Below are 26866 nucleotides of genomic sequence, written 5' to 3' on the forward strand. Positions count from 1 at the left end.
CCGTAGGCCAACACGTCGTACCGGGGCCTGACTTCACCCGAAGGTGACGGCGCCCCGGGGGGTGGTGACCGTGAAGGTCAGGCGGGTGGGGCCCGGTTGGAGGGTGGGGTGGGTGTTGAGGGATGCGAGGAGGGGGGTGGGTGGGGTGGGGGAATGGAGGGTCAAGGAGGTCAGGGGGGTTTGCGGGAGGGGGGCCGTCGTGGGGTGGGGGGTGGTGCCCCAGTCGATGAGGAAGGGGAGGAGGCCGGCGGCGGCGGGGTCGGTGAGGCGCCAGGAGAGGGTGGTGCCGTCGGGGGCGGTCCTGGACATGGTGCGGACCGGGCCGGGGTCGTGGCCGAGGGCGCGCAGGCGGGCCGCCGCCTCGTCGAGGTCGGGCGGGCGGAGGACCCAGGTGGCCACCACCGGCTCCCGCAGGCCGTCGATGCCGAAGGGGCGGGGGTGGTCCGGGGCCGGTTGCCCCCGGTCCGGGCCGATGATCTCCAGGTAGGCCGAACCACCCAGCCCCACCACGTGGTTGCGGGTGCCGAGGCCGGGGTGGGAACCGCCGGGGGCCGGGTGCACGCCGGTGCGCCGGGCGAACTCCGCGACCGTGTCCTCGAGGGACGGGGTCGCGTAGACGATGTGGTCGAGGCCTTGGGGGACGCCGGCTCCGACCGAGACGCCGTCCTGACGTTCCGAGACGCCGGACTGACGTTCCGGGACGCCGGCCCCGATCGGGGCGTCCGGGCCTTCCGGGATCGCGTTCGACTGGTGCATGGGGTGTTCCGTCCCGTGGTGGTCGGCGGGGGCCTCCCTGCATTTAAGGGGCACCCGGGGAATTCCGTCAACTTCCGTCGACCTGCAGAAAAGCGCCCTGTGCGACTGAGGAATTCGGTTCTCAGTTGCCCCTTCCGGCAGTGATCGGAATCGAGCGCTCCTCCATTTCTCTCCCCACCATGGGAATATCCCGACCGATCCGTGTATGACTTCTGCATTGGATGTGAGGTCCTATGTCTTTACTGGACGCCCTGGACACCTTGGACACCTTCGGTGCGCTGGATTCCGCCGTGACGGGAGGCTCCGCGGGCCGGCGGTGGGCCACCGGAGCCGGGCTGGAGGTGAGCCTGGACAGCGATCCGGCGGGGAGTGCCGCCGCTGCGCGGTCGCGTTTGGAATCCGCGCTCGACAGCAGGCGGGGAATGCTGCTCTTCCGCGGGCCGGACCGGTTGATCGGCTATTGCGATCCGCCGGTGGAGATCAGCGTCCGGGGCACCGAGGTGACCGCCCGCGCGCTGAACGACCGCGGCCGGGTCCTGCTGCCCGCGCTGCGCGCCGCGCTGGCCGGGGCGCTGGAGCTGGTACCGGCCGGGGCGGGGACCGTGCGGGGGCGGTCCCGGCCGGCGCCGGAGGTCTTCGCGGAGGAGGACCGCACCCGCAACGCGGGCGCCTTCGCCGCGGTCCGGGCCCTGCTCGGGGCCTTCGCGCCGGTCGGCGGCCCGGCCCCGGCCGATCCGCTCCTCGGGCTGTACGGCGCCTTCGGCTACGACCTGATCTTCCAGGTGGACCCGCTGCCCCGGCGCCAGGACCGGGCCGCCGGGGACCGCGACCTGGTCCTGCACCTGCCGGACGAGATATGGGAGTTGGACCTCCGCACCGACCAGGCCGTGCGCCACCGGTACGAGTTCGGCGGAGCGGCCGGGCGGACCGACGGGCTGCCCCGGACCACCCCGGCCCGGGCCTTCGTGCCCGCCGAGCCGGCCGAGTACCGCGACCACCCGCCGGGCGGGTACGCACGGGTGGTGGCGGAGGCCATGCCGCTCTTCCGCTCGGGGGACCTCTTCGAGGTGGTGCCGAGCCAGGTCTTCCGGCGGCCGTGCCACCGCTCCCCCGCCGCGCTGTTCCGGCGGCTGCGGGAGGTCAACCCGGCGCCCCACAGCCTCTTCATGAACCTCGGCGACGGCGAGTACCTGGTGGGCGCCTCCCCCGAGATGTTCGTCCGGGTGCGCCGCGAACCGGGCCACGGCGCGGACGGCCACGGCACGGACGGGTACGGCGCGCGCGGCCACGGCGCGGACGGCCCCGGCGGCCCCGGCACCCACGTCCCCGGCGCCGACCGCCTGGTCGTGGAGTCCTCCCCGATCAGCGGCACCATCGCGCGCGGCCGGGACGCCCTGGAGGACGCCCGGCGGGTGAGCGAGCTGCTGGGCTCCGTGAAGGAGGAGTCCGAGCTCACGATGTGCACCGACGTCGACCGCAACGACAAGTCCCGGGTCTGCGTGCCCGGTTCGGTACAGGTCGTGGAGCGGCGCCGGATCGAGATGTACTCGGCCCTGATCCACACCGTGGACCGGGTACGGGGCGTGCTGCGGCCGGACTGCGACGCGTTGGACGGCTTCCTGGCGCACCTGTGGGCCGTGACGGTGACGGGGGCGCCCAAGCTGGCCGCGGTGGACTTCATCGAGCGCCAGGAGCGCTCCCCGCGGCGCTGGTACGGCGGCGCGGTGGGACGGCTGGGCTTCGACGGGACCCTGGAGACCGTGCTGACCCTGCGCACCATCCAGATCGCCCACGGGGTCGCCACCGTGCGGGCCGGGGCCACCCTGCTGCACGACTCCTCCCCGGCGGCGGAGGAGGCGGAGACCGAGCTCAAGGCGAAGGCCCTGCTGAGCGTCCTGGACGAGCGCCCCGGGGCCGCGGGGGCCACCGCCCCGCGGGTGGACCGGGACCGCCGCCGGGGGGCGCACCGCCGGCCCGGGACGGGCCCCGGGGCCGGGCTGCGGGTCCTGATGGTGGACCACCGCGACTCGTTCGCCCACTGCCTGGCGGACTACCTGCGGCAGACGGGGGCGGCGGTCACCACCTTCCGCAGCGGCAGCCACCTGCCGGTGCTGCGGCGGGAGCGGCCGGACCTGGTCGTGCTCTCCCCGGGTCCGGGACGGCCGGCGGACTTCGGCGTGGCGCAGACGCTGGCGGAGGCGGAGCGGCTGGGCTGCGCGGTCTTCGGGGTGTGCCTGGGGCTCCAGGGCATGGTCGAGTACTGCGGCGGGGCGCTGGAGGTCCTGGACCGGCCGGTGCACGGCAAACCCTCCGCGATCCGGGTGACCGCCCCGGACTCCCGGCTGCTGACCGGCCTGCCGGAGCGGTTCGAGGTGGGGCGCTACCACTCGCTGTACGCGCCGGTGGACGCGGTGCCGGAGCGGCTGCGGGTCACGGCTGCGACCGGGGACGGCGTGGTCATGGCCGTGGAGCACCGCGAACTGCCGTGGGCGGCGGTGCAGTTCCACCCGGAGTCCATCATGAGCGCGCAGAGCGGTACCGGCCGGCGGCTGGTGGAGAACGCGGTCGCCGCGCTGCGGCCGGCCCTGGCGCACGGCGCGGCCCGCTAGCCCGCACGACGGTGGAGGGCCCCGACCGGCTGGACCGGTCGGGGCCCTCTCACGTGTCGTCGTCCGTCCGGACGGTGACGGGTCGCACGGAAGCGGGGACGGGAACCTGCCCCGTCCCCGCCCCTCGCTGTCCCCGCCCGGTCAGCCCGCCGCCACCACCTCCGGGGCGCCGATGCCCAGGTCGCTCTCCTCGGCGATGCGCAGCGCCTCCTCGATCAGCGTCTCCACGATCTTGGACTCGGGGACGGTCTTGATGACCTCGCCCTTGACGAAGATCTGGCCCTTGCCGTTGCCGGAGGCGACGCCCAGGTCGGCCTCACGGGCCTCGCCGGGGCCGTTGACCACGCAGCCCATGACCGCGACCCGCAGCGGCACCTCCATGCCTTCGAGACCGGCGGAGACCTGTTCGGCGAGGGTGTACACGTCCACCTGGGCGCGTCCGCAGGACGGGCAGGAGACGATGTCCAGCTTGCGCGGCCGCAGGTTGAGGGACTGCAGGATCTGGGTGGCGACCTTGACCTCCTCGACGGGCGGGGCCGACAGCGAGACCCGGACGGTGTCGCCGATGCCCTGCCGCAGCAGGGCGCCGAAGGCCACGGCGGACTTGATGGTGCCCTGGAAGGCCGGTCCGGCCTCGGTGACGCCCAGGTGCAGCGGGTAGTCGCAGGACTCGGCCAGCAGCTCGTAGGCGCGCACCATGACGACCGGGTCGTTGTGCTTCACCGAGATCTTGATGTCGTGGAAGCCGTGCTCGGCGAACAGGCCCGCCTCCCACAGGGCCGACTCCACCAGCGCCTCGGGGGTGGCCTTGCCGTATTTGCCGTACAGCCGGCGGTCCAGCGAGCCCGCGTTGACGCCGATGCGGATAGGCGTGCCGTGGTCCTTGGCGGCCCGGGCGATCTCCTTGACCTTGTCGTCGAACTGTTTGATGTTGCCGGGGTTGACCCGGACCGCGGCGCAGCCGGCCTCGATCGCCTGGAAGACGTACCGCGGTTGGAAGTGGATGTCGGCGATCACCGGGATCTTGGATTTGCGGGCGATCTCCGGCAGGGCGTCGGCGTCGTCCTGGGATGGGCAGGCCACCCGCACGATGTCGCAGCCGGCCGCGGTGAGTTGGGCGATCTGCTGGAGCGTGGCATTCACGTCGCTGGTCAGGGTCGTGGTCATGGACTGCACCGCGATCGGGGACGCGCTGCCCACACCCACGCCGCCGACGTCGAGCTGACGGGTGGCCCGGCGGGGGGCGAGGACGGGGGCGGGTGCCTGGGGCATTCCGAGGGAGACCGGCATGATGATTCCTCTCGACGTCTGTCGGATGGGGTCGGTACGCGGGATCCGTGCGCGGGGTGTGCTCGGGCGCCTCAGCCGGACCGGTGCTCGGCGGCGGCCGCCAAAGGCCGGGCCACCGGCAGCTGTTCGGCCATCCGGGCCAGGTCCTCCACCAGGACCCGGGAGATGTTGCGCCCGGTGAGGCCGCTGCGGGCGAGGATCTCGCCGCGCGAGCCGTGGTCCAGGAAGCGCTGGGCGATGCCGAAGGTCCGGGCCGGGGTGCGGACGCTCTGGTCGGACAGGGCCTGGATGACGGCCGAACCGATGCCGCCGATACGGCCGTTGTCCTCCACGACGGCCACCGTCCGGTGGTCCCGGGCCAGTTCGACCAGCCGCTGCGGTACCGGGGTCACCCAGCGCGGGTCCACCACGGTGACGCCGAAGCCGTGCCCGACCAGCCGCTCGGCGGCCTCCAGGCAGGTGGGGGCCATCGCGCCCACGCTGACCAGGAGGACGTCCCGGCCGGCGGAGCGGTGCAGGACGTCCAGGCCGCCGTCGCGGGCCAGGGCCGGCAGGTCCGGGCCGGTCTCGCCCTTGGGGAAGCGGACCACCGTCGGCCCGCCGTCCTCGGCGACGGCCTCGCGCAGCGCCGACCGCAGCGTGGCCGCGTCCCGGGGCGCGGCCACCCGCAGGCCGGGGACGAGCGGGAAGAGGGACAGGTCCCACATGCCGTTGTGGGAGGCCCCGTCGTCGCCGGTGGCGCCCGCCCGGTCCAGGACGAAGGTCACCGGCGCCCGGTGCAGGGCGACGTCCATGAGCAGTTGGTCGAAGGCCCGGTTGAGGAAGGTGGCGTAGAGGGCGACGACCGGGTGCAGGCCGCCGAGCGCGAGCCCGGCCGCCGAGGTGACGGCGTGCTGTTCGGCGATGCCCACGTCGAAGGTGCGGTCCGGGAAGCGCTCGGCGAACTCGGTCAGTCCGGTGGGCCCCGGCATGGCCGCGGTGAGCGCCACCAGGTCCGGTCGGCTGGATCCCAGTTCGGCCAGCTCGCGGCCGAACACGGCGGTCCAGGAGGGGTGCCGGACCTCGGCCGCGGGCCGGGCCGGCGCCTGGGCCCGGACCACGTGGAAGCGCTCGGCCTCGTCCCGGAGGGCGGGGGTGTGCCCGCGGCCCTTCTCGGTCAGGCAGTGCACGATGACCGGGCGGCCGGCCCGCCGGGCCCGGTGCAGGGCGTCTTCCAGGGCCTCGATGTCGTGCCCGTCCACCGGGCCGAGGTACGTCAGGCCCAGGTCCTCGAAGAGGAGCCGGTCGCAGCCGCTGTGGGTGCGGGCGCCGGAGCGGAGCGCGGCGAGGTGGTGGGCCAGGCCGCCGACGGTGGGCGCGTAGGAGCGCTCGTTGTCGTTGACCACGACGACCACCGGGCGGTCCGGGGCGGCGGCGATGTTGTTCAGCGCCTCCCAGGCCATTCCGCCGGTGAGCGCGCCGTCCCCGATCACCGCGACCACGGCCCGGTCGTCCGCGCCCCGCAGCCGGTGGGCCTTGGCCAGGCCGTCCGCGTACGAGAGGGCGGTGGAGGCGTGGCTGTTCTCGATGACGTCGTGCTCGGACTCGGCCCGGCTGGGGTAGCCGGACATGCCGCCGGTCTGGCGCAGCGAGTCGAACCGGCCGGCCCGGCCGGTGAGGATCTTGTGGACGTAGGTCTGGTGCCCGGTGTCCCACAGGATGCGGTCGCGCGGGGAGTCGAAGACCCGGTGCAGGGCGATCGACAGCTCGACCACGCCGAGGTTGGACCCGAGGTGGCCACCCGTCCGCGTGACCTTCTCCACCAGGAGTTCCCTGATCTCCCCGGCCAGCTCCCTCGCCCCGTCCGGGGACAGGGACCGCACGTCGCCGGGCCCCTGGATGGTGTCCAGGTAGGACATGAGAGGTTCTCCCTTCTCCGTCGTGTGCTGTGCGTCCGTCACGAGCGCTGCCGCCGCTTCACCGGTCCCGGTAGGCGACCTCGTACGCCATCGCGGTCAGTTCGCGCCGCCAGCCCGCGTCGAGCGGGGAGCGCTCCAGTGCGTCCAGGGCCCGGGCCACCAGGTCGTCGATGCGCCCCTCGACCTCGGCGCGTACGCCGCTGTCGACGAGCAGGGCGCGCAGCTCGTCGGCGTCGGCCCGGTCGATGCCGCCGGCCCGGGGCAGGACCAGGGCCCGGACCCGCGCGTCGCGGCGGATGGCCAGGGCCAGCAGCAGGGTCATCTTGTGCTGCTCGAAGTCCAGCCCGGTGGGCTTGCCGGCGCTCTCGTCGTCGCCGAAGGCGTCGATCAGGTCGTCGCGGAGCTGGAAGGCCTCGCCCAGGGCGCGTCCGTAGACCTCGAAGGCCGGTTCCAGGTCCCGGCGGCCGGCCAGCAGGGCGCCGATGCTCAGGGGGCGGTGGATGGAGTAGCGGCCGGACTTGCAGACCGCGACCCAGCGGGAGGTGTCCGGGTCGGCGTCGTACTCCGCCGCCACCGCCACGTCCAGGTACTGGCCCACCAGCATCTCGGAGGACAGGTCCGCCCAGGCCTCCCGCACCTCGGGGGCGGTACGGGCCAGCAGCCGGCCGGCGTAGACCAGCGCGAGGTCGCCGGCGAGGATCGCGGCGCTCTCTCCGAAGTGCCCGGAGTCGCCCCGCCAGCCGGCCGCCCGGTGCTGCCGGGACTGGGCGGTGTGCAGGGCCGGGCGCCCGCGGCGGGTGTCGGCCTCGTCGATGACGTCGTCGTGGATCAGCGCGGAGACGTGCAACAGCTCCAGGGAAGCGGCCAGTTCGGTGAGGCCGGGGGCGCCGGGGCGGCCGCCGGCGGCGAGGAAGCCGGAGACGCAGAAGGCCGGTCGCAGCCGCTTGCCGCCGGCGGCGCACAGGTCCCCGATCCCGTCGACCAGGCCGAGGGCCCGGCCGGCGTCGTACCGCCAGCGGGCGCGTTCGCCGTCCAGCAGCGTCCCGACGACCTGCTCGACGTCCGTCAGGACCGCGTTGCGCTCGGCCCGCAGGGCCGCCACCGGCTCGGCGGTGCGCGGTGAGTTGCCGACTGTGATGGTCAATGCCGCTCCTCGGCCAAAGGGGTGCTCGGGATCCGTCCGGTGGCGGGGTCCGCCAACCGGGCGGGCATGGCGAAGACCACGTCCTCGACGGCCCCGGAGGCCACCTCGACGTCGCCGTAGCCCAGTTCGGCCAGCCGCTCGACGAGCCGGCGGACCAGGAATTCGGGGGCGCTGGCCCCGGAGCTGACGCCGACGGACCGGACGTCCGCCAGCCAGCTCTCGTCCAGCCGGTCCGGGTCGGGGACCAGGTGGGCCCGGGCGCCGTGGTCGCGGGCCACCTCGACCATCCGGATGGAGTTGCTGGAGTTGTGGGAACCGACCACCAGCACCAGGTCGTTGGTACGGGCCAGCTCCTTGACGGCGTTCTGCCGGTTCTGGCTGGCGTAGCAGATGTCGTCGCCCTGGGGTCCGGCCAGCTGCGGGAAGCGGCGCTTGAGGGCGTCCACCACCCGGGCGGTCTCGTCGAAGGAGAGGGTGGTCTGGGTCAGGTACCCCACCGGGGCGTCGTCCGCCAACTCCAGCCGGGCCACGTCCTCTTCGGTCTCCACGACGATGGTGCGCTCGGGGGCCTCGCCGCGGGTGCCCTCCACCTCCTCGTGGTCGGCGTGGCCGACCAGCAGGATGGTGCGCTCGTGGCGGGCGTAGCGGACCGCCTGCTGGTGGACCTTGGCCACCAGCGGGCAGGTCGCGTCGATGACCTCGAGGCGCCGGTCCGCGGCGGAGCTGCGGACCGCGGGCGAGACGCCGTGTGCGGAGAACACGCACACCGCGCCCTCGGGCACCTCCTCCTCGGAGTCGACGAAGACCGCGCCGCGGGCGGCGAGTTCGGCGACCACGTGGTGGTTGTGGACGATCTCCTTGCGGACGTACACGGGGGCGCCGTGGAGGTCCAGGGCCCGCTCCACGATGCCGATGGCCCGCCGGACCCCGGCGCAGAAGCCCCGCGGTTCGGCCAGGACGACGCGTTTCGCCGCCACCTGGCCGGCCTGTTCCAGAAGACCCGTCCCTAATTGCTGAGATCCCATCGAGAATCTGCCTCCTCACAAGGCTGCCGGGCTTCGAAGTCCGTTCGACATACGACCGGAGTTCGATGTCGGGAAACTCAAGGCCTGAAGGATAGACCGCGGGACCGCCCAGCACACCTTTGTGCAAAGGCCCGCTCAACCGTGGAATTTCCACAGTTGCCGAGAAACGGCGGCGCAAACGGCGACAACCCCCATCCCCCTTGTCTCGGAAGCCCGGTTCGGGAGAAAGTCCACGTCTGCGACAAGCCATTGGGCCACAGCCGGCCCAATTGATTCCGGCGATATTCGAGCCGGTTCCGGCAATTCTCTAGGGGGTTCATCGATGAAGGACTTCAGGCGTCCCGGTAAAAGCGGTGGGGCGCGTCTGGCCGCCGCCGCGGCACTCACCGCCGCCGCACTGCTCGCCGGCACCACCACCGCGGCCGGCGCCGTACAACTCCCGTCGCCGCCGCACTCGGTGGCCCTGGCCGCGGCGAGCACGCCGGCGGTCGAGGGGGTGCTCAACTTCCGCGAGGTCGGGGGGCTGGCGACCCGGAACGGCGGCCGCATCCGCACCGGTGTGCTCTACCGCTCGGCGGCCCTGTACGGCGCCACCGACGCGGGCGTGGCGAGCCTGGCCGCCCTGCGGGTCGGGAAGGTCATCGACTTCCGCAGCGAGAAGGAGGCCGTGGCCGGGCAGGACCGGCTGCCGGCCGGGACGACGGCGGTCTCCTACCCGGTCGTGGCGAACGAGCAGATCGACTCCATCGACACCGTGCTGAGGATGACGGCCGCCGAGCAGCAGGAGCTGCTGGGCGACGGCCGGGCGAAGGCGATGATGCTCCGCTCGTCCCGGGAGTTCGTCTCGGACCCCGCCAAGCGCGCGCAGTTCGCCCGGGCGCTGCACGACATCGCGTACGCGCCCCGCTCCTCGGCCACCCTCGTGCACTGCACCGGTGGCCGGGACCGGACCGGCTGGATGGCCGCCGTCGTCCAGCGGATCCTGGGCGCTTCGAAGGAAGACGTCTTCGCCGAGTACCTGCGCTCCAACGACGAACTCGCCGCCTGGAAGGCCGCCATGATCGGGCGGCTGGAAGCCGGCGGGATGCAGGACCCGCACCTGCTGGACGCCTTCCTCGACGTGGACGCGGACTACCTGGGCGCCGCCTTCGACGAGGCGGTCCGGCAGTACGGCTCCTTCCCGGCCTTCGTCCGGCACGGCCTGGGGGCCGACGACGCCACCCTGGCACGGCTGCGGGCGCGCCTGCTCTGAGGGCCGGAACACGACGATGTGCCCTGCCCCCGCTGCGGGGGCAGGGCACATCCGGGCGGCGAGGTCCCTGTTCTGCACCGCCCGGTCCCGGGTGGCTACCGCTCGAGGATCTCGATGGTGCCGGTGCCGCCGTCCACGGTCACCAGCATCCCGTCGGTCAGCACCTCGGTGCCGTTGCCGGTGGCCAGGGCGGCCGGGATGCCGTACTCGCGGGCGATGATGGCGGCGTGCGAGAGCGCCCCGCCGGTGTCGGTGACCAGCGCGCCGATGCTCGGGAAGACCACCGACCAGACGGGCGAGGTGATCGGGCAGACCAGCACGTCACCGGCGCGGATCTTGTCGAACTCGCTCTCGCTGCGGACCACGCGCACCAGCCCGGTGTACCGGCCAGCGGAGGCGGGCACCCCGGTCAGCCGGTCGCCGTCGGCCTGCTGGGGCGCGGCGGGGGCGCCGCCCATGTGCACCAGCGTCCACTGGAAGGCGCCCATGGTCTCGCGCACCTCGGCGGGCAGCTGGTCCATCGAGGGCGGCGGGCCGGGGCGCTCCCCGTAGCTGTCCGGGCCCGGGTTCTCCAGCGCCCAGCGGTGCTCGCCGCGGCGCCGCCGGACCAGCTCGCGGTGGTCGGCGCCCTCGGTGAAGGCGTCCACCGCCTCCGCGGGCTCCAGGTAGAAGACGTGCTCGGGGCGCTCCAGCAGGCCCCGGCCGACCAGCCGGCCGGCGGCCTCCAGCATCGCCCAGCGCAGCAGGGCGTTGGGGGCGCTGACCGTCCAGTACTCGTTGTCCTCGCGGACCGGGTACGCGTGCTCGGCCGCGGAGAGCAGGGCGGCGAAGCGGACGCCCTCCTCGGTGCCGGCCAGCAGCCCGTGCGCCTCGGCCACGGCGGCGAGCCGGGCCTGCGCGGCGGCGTCGCCGACCTCGGTCAGGTCGGTGGACTGGGTCAGCTGGTCGCGCAGCAGGGAGAGGATCAGCTCGGGCCGCTCCCCCAGGGCCGGCTGGGCCACCTCGTACTGGAGGGCCCGGCAGCCGTAGGCGGTGCGGTACTCCTCGAAGGCGGCGGCGAAGGCCTCGTCCTGCTCCAGGGCGGTGCGCAGCGCGGCGAGGGTGGGGGTGCCGGAGACGGCCTTGGCGGCGGTGCCGGCCAGCTCGGCCAGGGCCACCGCCGGTCCGGTGCTCTCCGTGGAGAGGCCCGCCAGCAGCTGGAACGGCTTGGTCTGCGCCCAGCCCAGGGCCCCGGTCACGTACAGGCCGAACCGGCCGAGCGCGATGGAGACGGCGCCCAGCAGCCGGAAGTGCACTTCGGTGCCCTCGCGGTGCAGGGTGCGTACGGCCTCCAGGTGGGCGGCCAGGTCCCGGTCGGAGAGCCCGGTCAGGTCGGCGCGGCCCAGCTCGGCGATGCGCTCCGCGAAGGCGGGGCGGACGGTGGCCAGCCACTCGTCGATCACCTGGCCGGCCCGGTCGCCGCGTGCGGCCTCGATGCAGGCGCCGATCCGGGCCGGCACGTCCGCGGGGGCCAGCGGCAGGGTGCCCATGTAGCGCCAGCCGCCGATGGTCTCGAAGGCCATGCCCTTGAGGAGCAGCCCGAACTCGGCGCACACGTCCCGCAGGACGGCGTTGTTGTGGTCGAGGAGCTTGCGGGTCATGGGCAGCAGCGGCAGCGGGGCGTGGGTGCTGTCCTTGGCCCAGAAGCCCGGCGGCGGGTCGGCGAGGACGGCCACCGCGTCGGCCGGGGCCTCGGCGATGGCGGTGATCGGCCGGGCCTGGAGGAGGTACAGCCGGCCCTCGGAGCGGGCCCACTCGATGTCGGTGGGGCCGCCCATGACCTCGGCCACCTGCTCGGCCAGCGCGGCGATCTCGCGGGCCTGCTCCGCGGTGAGGGCGCCGTGCCGGCCGTCGGTGTTCACCGGGGCGCCCGCGCCGCCGGCCGGGACGGTCCACTCGTCCGGGGAGACCTCACCGGAGACCAGCTGCTCGCCGAGCCCGTTGACCGCGCTGACCAGGACCTCGTCCCGGGCGCCGGTGACCGGGTTGACCGTGAACGCCACCCCGGCGCTGTCGGCGCGCACCAGCCGCTGTACGAGCACGGCCAGCGGGGCATCGTCCCCGGCGCCCGCGCCGCTGCGGTAGCTGCGGACCACGGTGCTGAACGCCGAGGCCCAGCAGGACCGCAGGGCGGCGTCGAGCGCGTCGGCGCCCTCGACGTCGAGGATCGTGTCGTACTGGCCGGCGTGCGAGGCGTGCTCGCCGTCCTCGTCGATGCCCGAGGAGCGGACCGCCAGCGGGCCGGTCAGCCGGGCGGCGACCTCCTCGACGGCGGTGCGCAGGCCGGCGTCCAGGGCGCGCCCGGAGACCGCCTCGCTGTCCGGCTCCGCCAGCCCCGCCACGTGCGCCAGCATGGCGGGGGCGGTGAAGACCACGGCGTCGGGTACGGGGAACCCGGCGCGCTTCATCAGGGCCAGCACGGCGGCCTTGCCGCCGACCGCGGAGCGTTCCAGCGCCCTCGGGTCGTCTAACGCCAGCACGAACGGTTCGGCCTGGGCCTCGTTGCTCATCGGTTCTCCTCATTGGTGCGTCGAACGTCGGACCGGCCGGGCGGGCCGTACGGGCGGTACGGCCGGCCCGGCGGGTACGTGGGGTGGTCGGGGCCGGCGCCGGCGGCTCAGCCGGCCCGGGCGGCCGCGCTGCCGGCGGCGAGCTCGGTGCTGATCTCCGTCAGGGCGGCGGCGGTCTCCGCGGGGCGGTCCAGGACGTACATGTGGCCGCCGTCCAGCAGCCGTACGGACCGGGGCCGCAGGGCGTCCGCCACCGCCGCCAGGGCGGCGGGCGGGCAGCAGCCGTCGTCGGTGCCGCCGAGCAGGTGGACCGGCGCGGCCGCCGGCGCGGGCCGCCAGCCCCGGGAGCCGAGGACCGCAAGGTCCTCCCGCAGCCCGGGCAGCAGGAACCGGATGGCGAAGTCGTCGGAGGTCCCCAGGTCGGGCAGCATGCCCGTGCGCGTCGCCGCCGCAAGGAGCCCCCCGTCGTCGAGACCGAGCAGTTCACCGGTGTCCCGCCCCGGTACGGGCGGTGCGGAGAGCACCACCTGCAGATCCTCGGGCCAGTCGCTCGAGCGCAGCTGGACCATGCGGTGGGCGACCGCCGCGCCCAGGCTGTGGCCGAAGAGGATGCCGGGCCCGCGCAGGTCCCCGGCCAGCATCTCCAGGTAGCACCGGGCCAGTTCGTCCAGGCCGGGCCGGGTCTGCGCGAAGCCCGCGGGGGGCTGGACGGCGGTGACGTTCCAGCCGTCGGTGTGGTTGGCCAGCCGGACGTAGGAGCGCGCCGAGCCGCCCGCGAACGGCAGGCAGAGCAGGGAGAAGGTGTGGCCCTCCTTGAGCACCACCCGGTCGGGTCCGCCCCTCATCGCCGGCTCTCCATCTCCCGCTCGCGGCTGAGGAAGCGGGCCGTCTTGCCGGTGGAGGTGGTGGGGATCCGGTCCACCAGGCGCACGGTGCGCGGCTGCTTGTACGGCGGCAGGGTCCGGCGCAGCGAGGCGAGGACCTGGCCGCGCAGCTCGTCCCCGGCGCCGCCGGCCGGGACGACGTGGGCGACGATGCGGGTGACGTCGTCCTCGTCGGGGACGCCGATCACGGTGCACAGTTCGACCCCGGGCACGGCGTGGATGGCGTCCTCGATCTCGTTCGGGACGATCTTCATCCCGGCGACGTTGAGGATGGCGTCGTTGCGGCCCAGGTAGAGCCAGCCGCGTTCGGCGTCCAGGGTCATGGTGTCGCCGGTGTACACCCAGCCGTCGCGGAAGGTCTCCCCCGACAGGCCGGGCCGGCCCCAGTAGTGGTCGCCCGTGCTGGCGCCGCGCACCCGCAGCTGTCCGGTGTCGCCGACGCCCAGCACCCGGCCCTCGTCGTCGACGAGTTGGGCCTCGAAGCCGGGGACCGGCGTGCCGGTGGTGCCGGGCGGGGAGACGCCCGGTTCGGTGGCCATGAAGATGTGCAGGCACTCGGTGGCGCCCAGGCCGTTGACCATCCGCAGGCCGAACTCCCCGGACAGCCGGCGGCTGAGGCTGGCCCCCAGGTGCTCGCCGGCCGAGACGGCCAGCCGTACCGAGGAGAAGTCCAGCCGCTCGGGGGCGTTGGGCAGGGCGAGCATCGCCGCGTAGAGCGTCGGCACGGCGAAGAGCACCGTCGGCCGGGTCCGGCTGAGCAGGCCGGCCACCGCGAACGGCTCGGACCGCCCGCCGAAGAGGACCACGCTCGCGCCGACGGAGAAGGGCAGCAGCAGCGAGTTCCCGAAGCCGTACCCGAAGGACAGCTTGGCGGTGGACAGCAGCCGGTCCTCCCGGGTCAGGCCCAGCCGGCCGCCCAGCCCCTGCGGGAAGGCCAGCAGGCCGCCGTGCAGGTGGACGACGCCCTTGGGCCGGCCGGTGCTGCCGGAGGTGTACTGGACGACGGCGGGGTCGGCGGCCGCCCGCGGCGCCACCTCGTACCGGGGCGCGGCCGCCCGGACCTCCTCGGTCAGGCTGCGGATGCCGGGCGCGCCGGGGGTCCGGCTCCACACGGCCATGCCGGGGAAGCGGTCGGCCAGGTCGGCGGCCTGGGCGGCCCCGACCTCCTCGGCCACGAAGCCGCGGGCCCCGCTGTCGGCGACCACGAACAGCTTCTCGTCCGCGGTCAGCATCGGGCTGACCGGTACCGGGACCGCGCCCAGCCGGATGGCGGCCAGCACCACCGCGACGGCGTCGGTGCCGTCGTCCAGCACGGTCACCACCCGGTCCCCGGGGGCGATCCCGCCCTCGGCCAGCACCCGGGCCGTGCGGCACACCCGGTCGTGCACCTGGCGGTAGGTCAGTTCCTCCTCGCCGTCGATCAGGCAGAGGCGGTCGGCGGTGTCCTGCTCCAGGTGCCGGTCCAGGTACCACCAGCCCGCGTTGGTCCGCACGGTGGCTGCGCCGGTGCCGTGCGCGGTGTCTGCGCTCATGCCGTCTCTCCCCGTTCCGTTGCTGTGCCGCCCACCAGGACGGCGGTGGCCTTCCCTCCCCGGTCCACGCTCAGGCACAGGGCCAGGGGTCCGGTCGGCGCGACCGGCTGCGGCCGGCTCCCCGCGGCCGGGGGGACGATCCCCCGGGCGAGGGCCTCGGCCGCGACGGCGACGGCGATCACGCCGTCGGCCCCGCCGGTGCGCCCCGTGGTGCTCGTGGCGTTGCAGGCCGGCAGGCCGGGGCCGAAGACGGCCGCCAGGGCCTCCGCCTCGGCCCGGGCGGCCGGGCCGGCGTCGCCGGCCGTGGTGACGGCCAGGCCGACCTCTGCGGCGTCCCGGTCCGCCTCGGCGAGCGCGGCGCGCACCGCCTCCTCGGCGGCGTCGGCCAGCTCCCGTACGGTCAGCGGCGCGCCCGGGCCGGCGGCCGGGATGCCGGCGGCCTGGCCGGTGCCCAGCAGCCGGGTGCGGACCCGGGCGTCGCCGGGCGCGGCCTCCTCGAGGACCAGGACGGCCGCGGCCTCCCCCTCGGGCACCGCTCCGGGCCCCGGTGCGGGGGCGCCGGCGGCGGCCGAGAGGGTGTCGAGTCCGGCGGCGACGACGGTGTCGCAGACCCCGGCCCGGATCTGGAGGGCGCCGGTGACCACCGCGTCCAGCCCGGCGGTGGCGCCGGAGGAGAGGGTCAGGTTCGGTCCGCGGGCGGCCAGTTGGATGGAGAGCTGGGCGGCCGGGGCGTTGTAGCCGGACTGCGGGCCCCAGACGGGGTTGACCGGTCCCGCGTTGCCGTCGGCGGCGTCGTGGATCGCGATGTACTCGTTGCGGCCGGCGTGCAGGGTGCCGAGGACCACGCCGGTCCGGTCGGTGGCGGGGTGCTCCTGTGCGGCGAGCGGGGCGCCGGTGGTGTGCATGGCGTACACCAGGAGCCGGCTGTCGCGGCCGAGCGTGCGGTCGGTGCGGGCGCCGACCGCCTCGGCGAGGCCCAGGGGCGCCTGCACGTGGCCGGCGTACAGCTCGCGGGCCCGGCCGCGGGCCCGCTCGCCGGGCGGGCCGGGCATGGCGTTGGCGACCAGCGGGACCTCCCGGCCGGCGAACGGCCGGTGTTCGGCGAGCAGGTCGTCGAAGAGTGCCGCGACCGATGTTCCGGAGGCCGTCACCGCGCCCACTGCGGTGACCGCCAAGCCGGTGGCCGGTGGCGACGGGTTCGGGGTACGCACATCAGTCCTTGGGGTGTGAGAGGAGGGGGATCGGGCGGCCGCTCCGGGCGCGGTACGGGTACGGGGGCCCGCCCGGGTACGGGGCCCGGCGCGGGGTGCCGGGCTCAGCCGGGGTAGCGGCCGAAGACGACGGTGGCGGTGTTGCCGCCGAAGCCGAAGGCGTTGCTCAGGGCGACCTTCACGGGCAGGTCCCGGGCCGGGCCGGTGACCAGGTCCAGCTCCGCGCAGCCGTCCTCCGGCTCGCGCAGGGTCGGGTTCCCCGGCACCCGGCCGTGCTGGACGGCCAGCACGCAGGCAACCGCCTCCAGGAGGCTGGCGCCGCCCTGGGAGTGGCCGAGCATGCCCTTGATGGAGGAGACCGCGGGCCTGCGGCCGTGCCGGTGGAAGAACTCGGCGATGCCCGCCGCCTCCAGGGTGTCGTTGGCAGGAGTGCCGGTGCCGTGCGCGCTGACGTAGTCCACGTCCCCCGGGGCCAGACCCGCCTGGTCCAGGCTCTCGCGCATGCAGCGGAGCATCCCGGCGCCCTGCGGGTGCGGGGCCGTCATGTGGTGCGCATCCGCCGCCACCGCGTACCCGCGCAACTCGGCCAGGATCGTCGCGCCCCGGGCCACCGCGTGCTCCAACGACTCCAGGACCAGCACCGCCCCCGCCTCGGACGGCATCATGCCCTGCCGGTCCCGGTCGAACGGCCGCACCTCATCAGGAGCCAGCGCCCGCAACGCCGTGAACAGCCGGAACACCGCCTGCGACAACTCGTCCACGCCCGCCGCGACCATCGCGTCCGCCTCACCGAAGCGGATGCAGTCCGCGGCCGTGGCGATGGCCGTGTTACCCGCCGCGCAGCCCGCGGCGACCACGTGCCGGGGCCCCCGCAGCCCGAACTCGTGGGCCGGCAGGTCCGCCAGCAGCGCGGGCTCGTCCCACGACCGGTCGGTGTCCAACCCACGCCCCTGGCGGCGCAGTTCCTCCAGGTGCGGGCGGGTCCCCATGACCGTGCCCACCACGATCCCGACCCGCCGCGGGTCCGCCCCGGGCAGCAGCTTGGCGTCGCCCAGCGCGCGGGCCGCGGAGTGGCTGACGTACCGGACCGCACGGGGGGTGCCGCGCCCGTCCGGGGTGTCCGGGGCCGTCAGGACCGGGTCGTCGACCTCGGCCGCGCGGTGCGTGGGGTAGCCGTCCGTCGGGAAGCGGGTGACCGGGCCGGTCGCCACCGTGCCGGCGGTCAGCCGCTCCCAGAAGGTCTCGACCTCGGCGCCCAGCGGGGAGGCCAGGCCCATGCCGGTCACCACGACCCGGGGCCGGCCCCCCTCGTCACTCCACATTCAGGGCCACCTCGTGGGTCAGGGCGTTGACCGTGTCGCTGTTGGCGGCCTGGTCGTGGGTGAGCCGGACCCGGAAGCGGTCCTCGACGTACGCGATGACCTCGAGCTTCTGGAGCGAGTCGCCGCCGAGTTCGTCGTAGAAGTCGGCGTCCCATTCGACCTGGTCCTCGGGCAGGCTCAGGACGCCCGCGACGATCTCCCGGACCCCGACCTTGATGTCTGACTCGTTCATGGTGTGCCTCACCTTCCAGCCGTTTTGACGGACAGGGCTCCCCAGCGCCCGAGATGGGCCGCGGTCATGCCGCCGGACCAGTGCAGGACCTTCGAGGCCAGCAGCCACCAGCCGACGGCGGCGGCGAAGGCCAGGGCGGTCGCCGTCTCGGGCACGGCCACCAGCAGGCCGAGCGCCAGGAAGTAGAACGTGTAGTTGTGCATCACCTCGCGGGCCGCCTCGCGGTCCGCGGGGGCCTCGGCGCGGGCGGCCGCGAGCACCACCAGTGCGGACAGGACCACCAGCGGCAGCAGCGTCAGCGAGACGTCCGGCAGCCGGTCCACGGCGGTGAACACCGCCAGCAGGACGAAGGGGAAGCCGATCAGCGCGTACACCGCGGCGCCCCGGCGCAGCTTGATCAGGGCCAGCCACAGGCTGCTGTAGTCGAGTTCGCGGTCGCCCTCGACGTCGGTGATGTCCTTGATCCCGGCCAGGCCCAGGCTGAAGGCCGCCAGCACCGCCGCGATCGGCAGCACCGGGGAGAGCAGCGTGTCGCGGTCGCCGTGCACCGCCCAGCCGGTCAGCAGCGGGGTGACCATGGGCGCGGTGAGGGCCATCAGGGACAGCAGCTGGTGCCGCTTGAAGGCCGGGCCGATCGAGTAGCCGATGGCCACGCCCATGTCGACCAGCAGCAGCGCCGGCAGGGCGTACCCGGGGTGCGTCCACACCAGCGCCGCGCCGATGAGGGCGAAGAGCACCCAGGCGCCCACGCAGACCCTGGTGAGCCTGGCCCAGCCGAACTCCTCGCACAGGCGGGTGCGTTCGGGCCGGTTGATGACGTCGGCGTCACGGTCGGCGATCCGGTTGATCGCCTCGGTGCCGACGCAGTACGCGAGCCACAGGGGGACGCCCAGCAGCGCCCAGGGCAGGTCGAGGCGGCCGTTGGCCGCCAGGCCGACGGAGAAGCCGACCCAGTAGTAGGCGGTGAACCGGACGCTGCAACTGCGCAGCAGGAGCAGGGCGGCCGGGGTGCCGCCCGCCCGCTCCCCCGGGGCGCTCCGGCGTCGCTGGCCGGCCATCTCAGCCGACCCGCTTGGTGACGAGCAGGGGCAGCCGGGCCGGGCCCCGCAGGCCCATGCCGGGCTTGTAGGTGATGGCCTCCTCGGCCAGTTCCATGGCGGTGACCCGGGACGTCAGGCCGGTCAGGGCCTCCTTGGCCATCATGACGGCCAGCGGGGCGCCCAGGCAGTAGTGGATGCCGCGGCTGAAGGAGAGGTGGCCCTTGCCCCCGCGGTCGATGTCGAAGCGGTCGGGCTCGGTGAAGACCCGCTCGTCGCGGTTGGCGGCGGCCACCATCAGGATGACGGCGTCGCCCCGCTCGATCTGCCGGCCGTGCAGCTCCATGTCCTGGAGGGCGATCCGGCCCACCTGGTGGGCCGGCGGCTCCAGCCGCAGCACCTCGTCGAGGGTGGCGTCCATGGCGCCCGGGTCGGCGACCAGGCGGGCGTAGGCCTCCGGGTGCCGGGAGAAGAGGATGGCCGCGTTGCCCAGCAGGTTGGAGAAGGTCTCCTGGGCCGCCACCACCAGCAGCACGCAGGTGGCGGCGATCTCCTGGGTCGTCAGGGCGCTGCCCTCGTCGCGTGCCCGGACCAGGGTGGAGATCAGGTCGTCGGCGGTGGACTCGGCCCGCGCGGCGGCCAGTTCGACGAAGTACGTGGTGCAGGCCGCCACCGCGGTGCGGCGGGCCCGGGCCACCTCCGGGGACAGCTCGACGTCCAGGTCGAGGAGCCCGGCGATCTCGACGGACCACTCGGTGAACTGCGCCTGGTCGGCGGCCGGGATGCCCAGCATGGCGCCGAGCACCCGGATGGGCATCGGGGTGGCCAGCCGCTCCATGAGGTCGAAGGCGGCGGGCAGTTCGCCCAGCAGCTCCTCGACGATCGCGGTGACGGAGGTCCGCAGGGCGGTGATGGTGGCCGGGGTGAAGGCCTGCGCGACCAGGCCGCGCAGCCGGGTGTGCTCGGGCGGGTCGGTCAGCATGAAGAGCTTGGCGTCCCAGTCGTCCAGGCCGAGGCCGAGGAACGGCGGCGGCTCGTCCCCGGCCGCGCCCATGACCTGCTCGAAGAACTTCGAGTTGGCGAAGTCCTTGCCCATCCGGCGGTCCCGCAGCAGCAGTTCGCAGTCCTCGTAGCGGCTGACCAGCCAGGCACCCAACGGGCCGCGCAGCACCGGGGCGTGGTCGCGGAGGAAGGCGTAGCCGGGGTAGGGGTCCGCCGCGAAGGCGGGGTCGGCCGGGTTGAACGGAAGTTCCCCGGCCAGCGCCCCGGAATCCGGGGCGATCACACTTTCCGTCATTTGACAAAACCTCTCTAGCGGAATTCCACCGACCACCGAGGGCATTTCAGCGGGGCGCGGCTTGCCAGGTAAACAGCCGACCCAACTTCGCGTCAAACACCGGCAACTGAGGGAAGTACACAGTTACCCATCGGCAAGTGGCGGTTGTATAAACGCTGATGAGGGCGTGCGCGAGCGGCCGTCCGAAATCGCGAGGAGAGATGCGTGACTCCCACTCGAAACCCCTGGATCGCACTGAGCGCGCTGTGCCTGGGATTTTTCATGATCATGGTGGATACCACGATCGTGAACATCGCCGTTCCGGTCATTCTCGAGGACTTGAACGCCGGGCTGGACCAGGTGCTGTGGGTGGCCAACGCCTACGTGCTGACGTACGCCGCCCTGCTGGTGGCGGCAGGCCGGCTGGGCGACCTCTTCGGCCAGAAGCGGCTCTACCTCGCCGGCCTGCTGGTCTTCACCGCCTCCTCGGCCTGGTGCGGTCTGGTCGACAGCATCGGCCCGCTGATCGCGGCCCGGGCCCTCCAGGGCCTGGGGGCGGCCCTGCTGACCCCGCAGACCACGGCCTTCATCGCGCTGCTGTTCGTGCCCGAGCGGCGGGGCGCCGCGTACGGGATGTGGAGCGGGGTGGCGGGGCTGGCCACGATCACCGGCCCGCTGCTCGGCGGCCTGGTCGTCACCCGCTTCGGCTGGGAGTGGCTGTTCTTCATCAACGTGCCGATCGGCGTGGTCTGCCTGGTCATGGTGGTCCTGCTGGTGCCCGGACACCACGCGCCCCGGCGGACCGGTCTGGACCTGCCCGGCATCGCGCTGGTCTCCGGCGGGCTCTTCGCCCTGTCCTTCGGCGTCCTGGAGGGCGAGCGGTACGGCTGGGGCACCATCGCCGGGCCGCTCTCCATCCCGCTGGTCCTGGGGGCCTCGGTGGTGCTGCTGAGGCTGTTCGCCCTCCAGCAGCGCCGCAGCCCGCACCCGCTGATCCCCGGCTCCCTGCTGGCGTACCGCAACTTCACCCTGGCCAACGGCATCGTGGCCATCGTCTCCTTCGCGCTGGCCGGCAGCCTGCTGCTGCTGACGCTGTACCTCCAGACCGCCCTGGGGCTCACCCCGCTGCGGGCCGGCCTGACCACGGCGCCGCTGTCGGCGGCCTTCGGCGTGGTCGGCATCTTCGTGGGCCGCCGCTCCACGGCGCAGAACAGCAAGGGGATGCTGGTCCGCGGCCTGGTCTGCTACGGGGTCGGGCTCGGCGGCACCCTCGCGCTGGCCAGCCCGGACGTCACGGCCTGGTGGCTGCTGGCGCCCATGCTGGTCTGCGGCATCGGACTCGGGTGCGTCTTCGCTCCCATGTCGAACCTCGCCATGGGGCAGCTGGACCGGAACCTGGCCGGCGCGGCCTCCGGGGTCTACAACACCACCCGGCAGGTCGGCAACGTCCTGGGCAGCGCCGCGGTCGGCGCGCTCTTCCAGGGGCTGCTCGGCGGGCACGCCCTCGCCCCGGCGCTGCGGCTGGCGATGATCCTGCCGCTGGCGGTGCTGTTGGTGGCCGTGGCCTGCTGCCTGGCGCTGGGGCGGGAGCCGGCCCCGCGGCCCGAGGTCCGGGCGGCGCAGCCGGCCTGAGGTCCGCGGGCGGCCCACTCCGGCGCGTGCAATCGGGGATTTTCCTCGATTGCACGCGCCGGAGGCGTTTGCGGGCGCGTTTCCGGAACCGGCACGTGTTCCCAGATGTCCGGACCTGCTTCCGGGCCCGCACGCGTTTCCGGCAGCCGGAATCGCCGCCGTGCGGGCGGTGTGGTGTCCGGCTGCCGGGAAGGGGTGTGCGGGGCCGCCGCTCAGGCGACGGGATCGACCGCGGTGTCGTGGACGTGGTGCGCGAAGCGCTCCCACTTGCGGGCGCACTCCAGGGCCATCGCGGAGACGACCTCCGCCCGGTGCGGGGGCACGGACTCGGCGACCCTGTCCCAGCCCTGGGGGTCGAGCAGGTGCAGCTCCACCATGCGCAGCAGCTGCCGGCCGTTGTGGGTCAGCCGCATGGAGGGGTCCCGGCACAGGCTGCGGAAGATGCCGGCCAGGTCGGCGGCGGGCACGGCGGGCGCCGGCTGCCGCTCTTCCGGCGGCGCGGGCTCACCGGCCGGCTGCGGCGGGGGCCCCTCGGCCCGCTGCCGGTTGGGGACGATGTCCTCACCGCGGCGCAGCCGGGCCCGTACGTCGCGGACGGTGCCGGGGGCGACGCCGGACTGCTCGGCGATCAGCCGGAGCGAGGCGCCGGGGGAATCGAGGATGATCCGGGCGGCCAGCCGGCGGCCCTCGGCGCTGCTGACCGGCCGGGCCCGGCCGTCCCGCCCGATCCGGGAGGTGACCTCGGCCCCGGGCCCGCCGAGCTTGCGCCGCTGCACCCCCACGGTCTTGGCGGAGAGCCCGGTGATGGAGGCGATGGCCCGGTCCGACCACTGCGAGTGCGTGGCCAGGATCCGGGCGGCGGCCGCCGTGCGCTCCGCGAGGGAGAGCGGCAGCCCGTGGCTGGTGTTGGCCTCGACCGCGAGGACGAAGGCGTCCTCGGGCGAGCCGTCGAAGAACCGGGCGGCGATCTCGGCCTCGCCCCGCAGGACCGCGGCCCGCACCCGGTACATGCCGTCGACCACGCGCATCGTGGCCCGGTGCACGACGATCGGGGGTAACTCCGCGTCGCTGTCGGCCAGCAGGCGGACGTGCTCGTCCTGTAAGGACTCCCGCCGCGGCGAGTCCGCCACCAGCAGCGAACCCACCCTCACCCGGTGGACCTCCGACAGGCCCGCGACGCCCCGTACGTTCGCGCCGCCTAACTCATGGACCGGTCGACTCCCTGACACCATGGCGAAATCCATATGCTCTGTCTCCCCGTTTGCGACAATCCGCATCGATATCCGATGCTACAAACAGCACCGCCGGTTTTGAATCCCTGCGTTCACCGTTCGTTCACCGCTCAAGCCACGCTAAGCCCACGGATACCGGTCCGGAAACGGTCGATCGAAATTCAATGGTCTTTGTATTGCGGCACCAGCAATTCCCGGATCCGGCGGAACGGCCGAACGACACAACGGCCGGATGCCGCACGATTGTGCGGGCGGTCCGGCGGGCGGGCGTTCGCACCGACCCACGTGCGGGTGATCCATTGCCGCGGGCGGGCCCGAAGACCCGCGAGCGGCGTTGAACTCCGCGACGCCCACCCGCACTTCAGGAGTACACCAGTGACGAGCAACCCCACGCCCGCTGCCGACCTCGCGCTGCGCCGGACCCTCGGCGAACGCCGGATCGGACTGGTCGCCTGGCGGCTGCTCGTCCTGCAGGCGGCCCATCCGGCCGTCGCCGGCGGCATGGACCGGTACTCCACCTACCGCGCCCACCCCTGGCGCCGTATCGAGCACACGATGGACAGCGGCAGCCGGCTCTTCTTCGCCGGCCCCGAGGAGCGCCGGCTGGAGGTCGCCCGGCTGGCGCGCACCCACCGCCGCATCAAGGGCACCGACGCCGCCGGCCGGGAGTACGACGCCCAGGACCCGGCGGTCCGGGCCTGGGTGATGGTCACGCTGTACGAGGCGATGACGGCCATGCACGAGCTGGCCGGCGCCCCGCTCACGGCTGCCCAACAGGACGTGCTGTACGCGGAGTTCACGGAGGTCTGCACGGACCTCGGGATCCCCGGCGAGGAACTGCCGGCGACCGCCGCCGAGGTCCCGGCCTATGTGGAGCGGATGGTCCGGGAGGAGCTGGAACTCACCGACGTGGCCCGGTACATGCTCCACGACCTGCTGCGGGAGGCCCCCGCTCCGCGCCGGCTGGGCCCGCTGCGACCGGCCTGGCCGCTGCTGCGCGCGCTGACGGCCCGCACCCTGACCGCCCTCACCGTCGCCGACCTGCCGCCGGCCTGGCACGAGCGGTTCGGCACCCCGCGGCCGCGGACCGCCGCCGCCCTGTCGTGGACCCTCCACCGGGGCCTGCGGGTGCTCATGACCCGGCTGCCGGACGGCCTGCGCTACCGCGGGCACGCCGCGGACGGCAGCCGTCCCGAGCCGGGGCGGCGGCCGGCGCCCCGGATCCCCAAGGCCCGAAGCGCCGGCAGCCGGGCCGACCGGCTCGAGGCGTTCTTCCGGCAGGTGCTCGACCAGACCGGGGACGGCCGGGTCGACACGGCGGACCTCCAGGCCATGGCGCACAACGTCTGCTGGCAGCTCGAACTGCCCCAGGAGCGCGAGGACGTGCTGTACGCCGCCTTCGAGGGCTGGTGGAAGGAGCTGTGCGCGGGCATGGACAGGGACGGCGACGGGGCGGTGGACTGCGCCGAGTTCGTGGCCGCGATGTCCGCGGGCCTGGACCGGGACCCGGCCTATCTGGAACGCGGCCTGGCCCCCGCGATGCGCGCGCTCTTCCGGGCCGCGGACGCGGACGGCAGCGGCCACCTGTGCGCGGACGAGTACCGCGTGCTGTTCGGCGGCTCCCGGGTGCACCCCGCCGAACTCAACGAGGGTTTCCGCGAGTTGGACGCCGACGGGGACGGCCGGATCAGCGAGGCGGAGTTCGTGGCCGCCTTCACCGGCTTCTTCACCGCCCGCACCGAGGCCACCGCCGGCACCGCCCTCCTGGGCCGCGCCTGAGGGCACTGCATTCCGGCCAATCCACACCTCGTGACCGTCCGGGCGGGACGGCCCGCCCGGACAGTCGGGACAAGGGATCCGACACCTCCTCAGAAACGCGCAGGCTGGCCGGAACTCGCACCAAGATGATCAAGTCTGGCCAATGGGGGTGCAAAAAGTTGAGTGTTCACCTTCAATGCGGGGCGTTCGGCGCCTCGGGCCCCGCCGGACGGGGGATCCGGGCCCGAACCGAGAAGAGGGACCCGCATCCGATGACCCTGCTCGTCACCGCCCCGCTCGACACCCCCTGCCGCCCGGGCCATCCCGGCCACATGGGCATGGCCAGCCTGGACGGGGGGTTGACCGTCCTCGCCACCGACGCGGTCTTCCGCTCGCTGTTCGGCCGGACGGCCGCCGAGGTCTGCGGGCGGCACCTCCACGACCTGCTGCTCCCCGGCACCGCCGGCTCGCTCGGCCGGCGTTTCGCCGAGCTCGCGGAGGGTGGGCCGGACCGGTTCACCGACCGCGTGATCGGTGTCCCGCGCGAGGGCGAGCCCTTCCGGGCCGACCTCACCGGCGTCAGCGTGCACGGCTCGGGGCAGCTGCCCGACGCGCCCGCCTACCTGATCGCCCTCTGCCCCGACGACGCGCCGGACCCCACCGCGGAGCACGCCCCGCCGCCCGCCCGGACCAGGACGCTGCTCTCCCCGCTCGACGCCCGGATCCTGGAGGGCATCGCCGGCGGCACGTCCAACCTCCAGCTGGCCGACCGCCTCTACCTCAGCCGCCAGGGCGTCGAGTACCACGTCGGGCGCATGCTGCGGCAGCTCCGGGTGACCAACCGCGCCGCACTGGTCGCCCGCGCCCACTCCCTGGGGATGCTGGCGGCCGGCACCTGGCCGCCGCGCGTGTTGCCGCAGTTCGTCAAGGAACCCAGGACGAAGTCCGCCCGCACCGACCGCACTTAGCCGGCGCCGGGGAGGTCCAGGGCGCCGGGGGCCACCGCCGGGGCCAGGCCCTCGGCCGCGGCCCGGTCCAGCAGGGACCGGACCGCGGCGCGGCCCTCGGCTCCCAGGTCGGCGGTGAACTCGTTGACGTACAGGCCGATGTGCTGGTCGACCACGTCCGGCGCCATCTCCTGCGCGTGTTCCCGCACGTACCCGCGTGAGGCGGCCGGGTCGCTCCAGGCGTACCGCACCGACGCGCGGGCCGCATCGGCGAGCCGGCCCAGGGACGCCCCGCCCAGGCTCCGCCGCGCGACGATCGCACCGAGCGGGATGGGCAGTCCGGTCTCGGCCTCCCACACCTCGCCCAGGTCGGCCAGGCACCGCAGGCCGTACGCCGGGTAGGTGAACCGCGCCTCGTGGATGACCAGGCCGGCGTCCACGCGCCCGTCCCGGACCGCCGGCATGATCTCGTCGAAGGGCAGCACCACCACCTCCCCGACACCCTCCCCCGCACCGGCCGCCCACAGCCGGAAGAGCAGGTACGCCGTCGACCGGGTACTGGGCACCGCGACCCGCCGGCCCGCCGTCGACCGCACCCCGCCCGCCTCCCGGACCAGCACCAGCGGGCCGCAGCCGCGCCCCACCGCACCCCCGCACGGCAGCAGCGCGTACTCGTCCAGGACGTAGGGGAGCGCGGCGTACGAGATCTTCAGCACGTCCAACGCGCCTGCTTCGGCAAGGCCGTTGGTGACGTCGATGTCCGCGATCCGCACGTCGAGCGCGGGCGCGCCGGGCAGCAGACCGTGCTTCCAGGCGTGGAAGACGAAGGTGTCGTTGGGGCAGGGCGAGTACGCGATGGACAGCGGGGACACGGAGGCCTCTTCTCGGGGGCGGCGGGTGCGCACCTCCAGCAAAGCGGGTCGAGGTGTGGGGTTTTCCCCACATTGATGTCCGAAAGGATGAACGAGCCGCCGGCCGTACCGCCGCTCGGCACCGTGCCCGAGGGCACCGATCGAGGGGGATGGCGACATGGACGCTGGGCGCAAGCGCGAGCTGGAGGAGAAGGTCCGCTCCGGTGAGCGGCTGACGCGTGAGGACGGGATCGCCCTCTACGCGTCGGACGACCTGGCGTGGCTGGGCGGTCTGGCCCATGAGGTGCGGACGCGTAAGAACGGTGACGTGGTCCACTTCAACGTCAACCGGCACCTGAACATGACGAACGTGTGCACGGCGTCGTGTGCGTACTGCTCCTTCCAGCGCAAGCCGGGGGAGAAGGACGC

General features: G+C 74.1%; 20 protein-coding genes and 1 pseudogene. 6 read left to right on the forward strand and 15 right to left on the reverse strand.

What is annotated here, in order from left to right; translation table 11 throughout:
• Positions 1–33: 33 nt before the first annotated feature.
• Positions 34–756: a VOC family protein gene (locus AB0O40_RS19210; protein WP_365042647.1), complete on the reverse strand. Its 723-nt coding sequence runs from the start codon at positions 754–756 to the stop codon at positions 34–36.
• A 422-nt stretch (positions 757–1178) separates the two neighbouring features.
• Here AB0O40_RS19210 and AB0O40_RS19215 point away from each other — a divergent pair, with 422 nt between their 5' ends.
• Entirely contained in the window at positions 1179–3365 is a 2187-nt protein-coding gene (locus AB0O40_RS19215) for a chorismate-binding protein (RefSeq protein WP_365042650.1), read from the forward strand.
• Between the two features lie 141 nt (positions 3366–3506).
• On the opposite strand, the gene ispG is transcribed toward AB0O40_RS19215, so the two are convergent.
• The 4 genes from ispG to AB0O40_RS19235 form a co-directional block, all read right to left on the reverse strand.
• Positions 3507–4658 carry a flavodoxin-dependent (E)-4-hydroxy-3-methylbut-2-enyl-diphosphate synthase gene (gene ispG, locus AB0O40_RS19220; protein WP_365042699.1) on the reverse strand — a complete coding sequence of 384 codons (1152 nt, stop codon included), beginning with the start codon at positions 4656–4658 and terminating at the stop codon, positions 3507–3509.
• Between the two features lie 68 nt (positions 4659–4726).
• Positions 4727–6553, reverse strand: a complete 1827-nt coding sequence (locus tag AB0O40_RS19225; protein ID WP_365042652.1) for a 1-deoxy-D-xylulose-5-phosphate synthase — start codon at positions 6551–6553, stop codon at positions 4727–4729.
• A gap of 58 nt (positions 6554–6611) precedes the next feature.
• Positions 6612–7697: a polyprenyl synthetase family protein gene (locus tag AB0O40_RS19230; protein WP_365042654.1), complete on the reverse strand. Its 1086-nt coding sequence runs from the start codon at positions 7695–7697 to the stop codon at positions 6612–6614.
• A complete protein-coding gene (locus tag AB0O40_RS19235) occupies positions 7694–8722 on the reverse strand; it encodes a 4-hydroxy-3-methylbut-2-enyl diphosphate reductase (RefSeq protein ID WP_365042657.1) in 1029 nt (342 codons plus the stop codon). Before AB0O40_RS19235 ends, AB0O40_RS19230 begins: the two co-directional genes overlap by 4 nt.
• A gap of 322 nt (positions 8723–9044) precedes the next feature.
• Here AB0O40_RS19235 and AB0O40_RS19240 point away from each other — a divergent pair, with 322 nt between their 5' ends.
• Positions 9045–9974 carry a tyrosine-protein phosphatase gene (locus tag AB0O40_RS19240; protein ID WP_365042659.1) on the forward strand — a complete coding sequence of 310 codons (930 nt, stop codon included), beginning with the start codon at positions 9045–9047 and terminating at the stop codon, positions 9972–9974.
• Positions 9975–10069: 95 nt separating this feature from the next.
• On the opposite strand, the gene AB0O40_RS19245 is transcribed toward AB0O40_RS19240, so the two are convergent.
• The 8 genes from AB0O40_RS19245 to AB0O40_RS19280 all read right to left on the reverse strand — a co-directional run bounded on the left by AB0O40_RS19245 (position 10070) and on the right by AB0O40_RS19280 (position 20038).
• Positions 10070–12523 (reverse strand): PEP/pyruvate-binding domain-containing protein, encoded by a 2454-nt coding sequence (locus tag AB0O40_RS19245; protein WP_365042661.1) that lies wholly within the window; start codon positions 12521–12523, stop codon positions 10070–10072.
• A gap of 107 nt (positions 12524–12630) precedes the next feature.
• Positions 12631–13368 (reverse strand): alpha/beta fold hydrolase, encoded by a 738-nt coding sequence (locus AB0O40_RS19250; RefSeq protein WP_365042664.1) that lies wholly within the window; start codon positions 13366–13368, stop codon positions 12631–12633.
• Positions 13365–14939, reverse strand: a complete 1575-nt coding sequence (locus AB0O40_RS19255) for a benzoate-CoA ligase family protein (protein ID WP_365042667.1) — start codon at positions 14937–14939, stop codon at positions 13365–13367. The genes AB0O40_RS19250 and AB0O40_RS19255 overlap by 4 nt, the downstream gene beginning before the upstream one ends.
• Positions 14936–16150: a beta-ketoacyl synthase N-terminal-like domain-containing protein gene (locus AB0O40_RS19260; protein WP_365042670.1), complete on the reverse strand. Its 1215-nt coding sequence runs from the start codon at positions 16148–16150 to the stop codon at positions 14936–14938. The genes AB0O40_RS19255 and AB0O40_RS19260 overlap by 4 nt, the downstream gene beginning before the upstream one ends.
• A 104-nt stretch (positions 16151–16254) precedes the next feature.
• On the reverse strand, positions 16255–17472 hold the full coding sequence (locus AB0O40_RS19265) for a beta-ketoacyl-[acyl-carrier-protein] synthase family protein (RefSeq protein WP_365042673.1): 1218 nt from the start codon (positions 17470–17472) through the stop codon (positions 16255–16257).
• The gene (locus tag AB0O40_RS19270; RefSeq protein ID WP_365042676.1) at positions 17462–17704 is read right to left on the reverse strand and encodes an acyl carrier protein; all 243 of its coding nucleotides are present in this window, start codon (positions 17702–17704) and stop codon (positions 17462–17464) included. The genes AB0O40_RS19265 and AB0O40_RS19270 overlap by 11 nt, the downstream gene beginning before the upstream one ends.
• Positions 17705–17712: 8 nt before the next feature.
• Complete coding sequence (locus tag AB0O40_RS19275; RefSeq protein WP_365042679.1) at positions 17713–18762, reverse strand: UbiA family prenyltransferase; 1050 nt, start codon at positions 18760–18762, stop codon at positions 17713–17715.
• 1 nt (position 18763) lies between these two features.
• On the reverse strand, positions 18764–20038 hold the full coding sequence (locus AB0O40_RS19280) for a cytochrome P450 (RefSeq protein ID WP_365042681.1): 1275 nt from the start codon (positions 20036–20038) through the stop codon (positions 18764–18766).
• Between the two features lie 204 nt (positions 20039–20242).
• On the opposite strand from AB0O40_RS19280, the gene AB0O40_RS19285 reads away from it, so the two are divergent.
• Positions 20243–21649, forward strand: a complete 1407-nt coding sequence (locus tag AB0O40_RS19285; RefSeq protein ID WP_365042684.1) for a DHA2 family efflux MFS transporter permease subunit — start codon at positions 20243–20245, stop codon at positions 21647–21649.
• A 212-nt stretch (positions 21650–21861) separates the two neighbouring features.
• Here the strand turns inward: AB0O40_RS19285 and AB0O40_RS19290 are convergent, their stop codons facing one another.
• Positions 21862–22800, reverse strand: a complete 939-nt coding sequence (locus tag AB0O40_RS19290) for a streptomycin biosynthesis regulator (RefSeq protein WP_365042687.1) — start codon at positions 22798–22800, stop codon at positions 21862–21864.
• Between the two features lie 456 nt (positions 22801–23256).
• Between AB0O40_RS19290 and AB0O40_RS19295 the strand changes: the two genes are divergently transcribed.
• Together AB0O40_RS19295 and AB0O40_RS19300 are read left to right on the forward strand one after the other, a co-directional pair.
• Complete coding sequence (locus tag AB0O40_RS19295; protein WP_365042690.1) at positions 23257–24660, forward strand: oxygenase MpaB family protein; 1404 nt, start codon at positions 23257–23259, stop codon at positions 24658–24660.
• A 251-nt stretch (positions 24661–24911) separates the two neighbouring features.
• On the forward strand, positions 24912–25607 hold the full coding sequence (locus tag AB0O40_RS19300; protein WP_365042693.1) for a LuxR C-terminal-related transcriptional regulator: 696 nt from the start codon (positions 24912–24914) through the stop codon (positions 25605–25607).
• Here AB0O40_RS19300 and AB0O40_RS19305 read toward each other — a convergent pair.
• Positions 25604–26458 (reverse strand): 1,4-dihydroxy-6-naphthoate synthase, encoded by an 855-nt coding sequence (locus tag AB0O40_RS19305; RefSeq protein ID WP_365042696.1) that lies wholly within the window; start codon positions 26456–26458, stop codon positions 25604–25606. The genes AB0O40_RS19300 and AB0O40_RS19305 overlap by 4 nt on opposite strands.
• A gap of 157 nt (positions 26459–26615) precedes the next feature.
• Here AB0O40_RS19305 and AB0O40_RS19310 point away from each other — a divergent pair.
• A pseudogene (locus AB0O40_RS19310) lies at positions 26616–26866 on the forward strand (aminofutalosine synthase MqnE); the annotation flags it as partial.

Origin of the sequence: Streptomyces sp. NPDC089919, assembly GCF_040684615.1 — a bacterium.
GTDB lineage: Bacteria > Actinomycetota > Actinomycetes > Streptomycetales > Streptomycetaceae > Streptomyces.

What these genes read in the sequence shown, in the direction of transcription:
- AB0O40_RS19225 (WP_365042652.1), bottom strand. Translation starts at nt 6,553, where the DNA reads ATGTCCTACCTGGACACCATCCAGGGGCCCGGCGACGTGCGGTCCCTG.
- AB0O40_RS19280 (WP_365042681.1), bottom strand. Translation starts at nt 20,038, where the DNA reads ATGACGGAAAGTGTGATCGCCCCGGATTCCGGGGCGCTGGCCGGGGAA.
- AB0O40_RS19255 (WP_365042667.1), bottom strand. Translation starts at nt 14,939, where the DNA reads ATGAGCGCAGACACCGCGCACGGCACCGGCGCAGCCACCGTGCGGACC.
- AB0O40_RS19270 (WP_365042676.1), bottom strand. Translation starts at nt 17,704, where the DNA reads ATGAACGAGTCAGACATCAAGGTCGGGGTCCGGGAGATCGTCGCGGGC.
- AB0O40_RS19210 (WP_365042647.1), bottom strand. Translation starts at nt 756, where the DNA reads ATGCACCAGTCGAACGCGATCCCGGAAGGCCCGGACGCCCCGATCGGG.
- AB0O40_RS19250 (WP_365042664.1), bottom strand. Translation starts at nt 13,368, where the DNA reads ATGAGGGGCGGACCCGACCGGGTGGTGCTCAAGGAGGGCCACACCTTC.
- AB0O40_RS19235 (WP_365042657.1), bottom strand. Translation starts at nt 8,722, where the DNA reads ATGGGATCTCAGCAATTAGGGACGGGTCTTCTGGAACAGGCCGGCCAG.
- AB0O40_RS19275 (WP_365042679.1), bottom strand. Translation starts at nt 18,762, where the DNA reads ATGGCCGGCCAGCGACGCCGGAGCGCCCCGGGGGAGCGGGCGGGCGGC.
- AB0O40_RS19245 (WP_365042661.1), bottom strand. Translation starts at nt 12,523, where the DNA reads ATGAGCAACGAGGCCCAGGCCGAACCGTTCGTGCTGGCGTTAGACGAC.
- AB0O40_RS19265 (WP_365042673.1), bottom strand. Translation starts at nt 17,472, where the DNA reads ATGTGGAGTGACGAGGGGGGCCGGCCCCGGGTCGTGGTGACCGGCATG.
- AB0O40_RS19240 (WP_365042659.1), top strand. Translation starts at nt 9,045, where the DNA reads ATGAAGGACTTCAGGCGTCCCGGTAAAAGCGGTGGGGCGCGTCTGGCC.
- AB0O40_RS19215 (WP_365042650.1), top strand. Translation starts at nt 1,179, where the DNA reads ATGCTGCTCTTCCGCGGGCCGGACCGGTTGATCGGCTATTGCGATCCG.
- AB0O40_RS19300 (WP_365042693.1), top strand. Translation starts at nt 24,912, where the DNA reads ATGACCCTGCTCGTCACCGCCCCGCTCGACACCCCCTGCCGCCCGGGC.